3 protein-coding genes are annotated in these 2,450 nt (G+C 66.9%); 1 reads left to right on the top strand and 2 read right to left on the bottom strand.

All coding sequences use genetic code 11. The annotated features are described in order from the left end of the window. On the top strand, nt 1-1,460 hold a 1,460-nt coding region (locus WA317_RS05075), incomplete at its 5' end, for a cytochrome b (protein ID WP_425172004.1). Nucleotides 1,461-1,504: 44 nt separating this feature from the next. Here WA317_RS05075 and WA317_RS05070 read toward each other — a convergent pair. Continuing rightward, nucleotides 1,505-2,155 (bottom strand): DUF2561 family protein, encoded by a 651-nt coding sequence (locus WA317_RS05070; protein WP_425172003.1) that lies wholly within the window; start codon nt 2,153-2,155, stop codon nt 1,505-1,507. After that, the coding region (locus WA317_RS05065) for an MmpS family transport accessory protein (RefSeq protein WP_425172002.1) at nt 2,155-2,450 on the bottom strand (296 nt) is incomplete at its 5' end. The genes WA317_RS05065 and WA317_RS05070, both read right to left, overlap by 1 nt.

Genomic DNA, 2,450 nt, shown 5'->3' with positions numbered 1-2,450 from the left:
TGCGCGGCGTGGAGATGTCGAAGGCCTACGAGTCGACGCTGAACATCAGCTTCGAGGTGCGCGGCGGGTTGTTCGTGCGACAGGTGCACCACTGGGCGGCGTTGCTGTTCGCCGCGTCGATCATGGTGCACTTGGCCCGGATCTTCTTCACTGGGGCGTTCCGCCGGCCGCGGGAGGCCAACTGGGTGATCGGGTCGCTGCTGCTGATCCTGGCCATGTTCGAGGGCTATTTCGGCTACTCGCTGCCCGACGACCTGCTGTCCGGCATCGGGCTACGGGCCGCTTTGTCATCGATCACGCTGGGCATGCCGGTGATCGGCACCTGGTTGCACTGGGCCCTGTTCGGTGGCGACTTCCCTTGCGGCGGTGTGGGGTACAACTGTGCTGAGGGCGGCTTCATCATTCCCCGGATGTACGCCCTGCACATCCTGCTGCTGCCGGGCATCATCCTCGCGCTGATCGGGGCGCACCTGGCGTTCGTGTGGTTCCAGAAGCACACCCAGTTCCCCGGGCCCGGGCGCACTGAGACCAATGTGGTCGGGGTGCGGGTGATGCCGGTGTTCGCGGTGAAATCCGGCGCGTTCTTCGCGTTGACCGTGGCGGTGCTCGGGTTGATGGGCGGTTTGCTGCAGATCAACCCGATCTGGAATCTCGGCCCGTACAAACCCTCGCAGGTTTCCTCTGGCTCGCAGCCGGACTTCTACATGATGTGGACCGAAGGGCTGGCCCGTATCTGGCCGCCGTGGGAGTTCTACTTCTTCCACCACACCATTCCGGCCGCAGTGTGGGTCGCCACCCTCATGGGTTTGATCTTCGTGCTGCTGACCATCTACCCGTTCCTGGAGAAGCGGTTCACCGGCGACAACGCCCACCACAACCTGCTGCAGCGGCCCCGCGACGTGCCGGTGCGCACCGGGGTGGGATCGATGGCGATTGCGTTCTACATGGTGTTGACCTTGAGCGCGTGTAACGACGTCATCGCGTTCAAGTTCCACATCTCGCTGAACGCCACCACCTGGATCGCGCGGATCGGCATGGTGCTGCTACCGCCCTTGACCTATTTCGTCGCCTACCGGTGGTGTGTCGGTCTGCAGCGCAGCGACCGCGAGGTGCTCGAACACGGCATCGAAACCGGCATCATCAAACGTCTGCCGCACGGCGCCTACATCGAGCTGCATCAGCCGTTGGGCCCGGTCGACGACCACGGCCACCCGCTGCCGTTGGAGTACCAGGGCGCCCCCGTGCCAAGCAAGATGAACCGACTCGGCTCGGCCGGCTCCCCCGGCTCGGGCAGCTTGCTGCGCGCCGACCCGCTCAGCGAGGACGCCGCACTGCGTCACGCCGCCCACAGCGGCGAACAACGTGCCATGACCGCGCTACGGGAACACCAGGGCCAGCGCAACGGCTCCACCAACGGCGAACACAACGGTTCGACCAACGGCTCAAGGAACGGGCACTAGCCCGTCAGGCCGGCGCCGGCTCAACGCACGGACACCCGAAGGGGTTACTCAAACGACGTGCCGGCGGCGAGCATGCGGTGCAGCTGCCGGTCGTGCCACCACACCAGCACCGGCATGGTCGCGGTGACGGCGGCAGCCAGACCATAGCCGGTCCACGCCAAGCCGTTGCGGCCGATGGCCATCAGGTAGGTGGCCACCGCGACGAAGATCAGCGCGCCGCCCATCACGGCCAGCAGCGTTATCGCGCCCCGCAGCCAGATGCGATCCACCTCCGCACGCGACAGCGCGACCGACTCCAGCGTCGGCAACCGCTCCGTGCCGGGCTCAGCCGTCACCGCGGGCGGCGAGGAGTAGCCGGGCTCGCGTGCCTGCTCACCTGAACGACCCGTCAGGGTGCCGGCCGGGAGGGTAGACCTGGCCCGGCTGATGCGCCGTGCGCGCACCAGCACTGGAATGGCGGCCGCGATGACCAGCGCGGAGACGATGATGACGGTGTAGAGCACAGCGGGTGTGTGCTGGCTGCCCGGCGACTTGCTGAACCCCCGGCCCAGGTCCATCAACGCCACCACAGCGGCTACGCTCGCGCCGACCAGCACCAGCCAGATGGCGGCGCACGTGCCGACCAGGATGCGGTCGGTGGCCAGCGGCGACACGATCGGCCACCCGCGCCGGTCGGCGGAGAACCTGTCGGCCATCAGCAGCTCGTCTGCGGTGCGTTGGCGGCGTTGGAACTCAGCACCGTGCCGTCGCTCGTGGTGATCGAGCAGTTCAGCCTACTGAGCCGGAAAAGGCTGGACGCCTCGACCGACCCGACCTCGGACTGCGAGATCGGTGTGACGGTGATCGACCACGGGATGTAGACATTGTGCTGGGTGCGTCGTCGACCGCTGGCATCGACATATGTCACCGTGATGATGTCGCCGGGAGCCTTGGTGCCGGTCACTGAATAGGTGACCTGCCGGGGTCCGGCCGGTGTGGTCGGCGGTGGCG

Source organism: Mycobacterium sp. (assembly GCF_049802695.1).
In the GTDB taxonomy this organism is placed as follows: domain Bacteria; phylum Actinomycetota; class Actinomycetes; order Mycobacteriales; family Mycobacteriaceae; genus Mycobacterium.
Note: the sequence above shows the minus strand (reverse complement) of the source record. Positions and strands in the feature narration are given on the sequence as shown.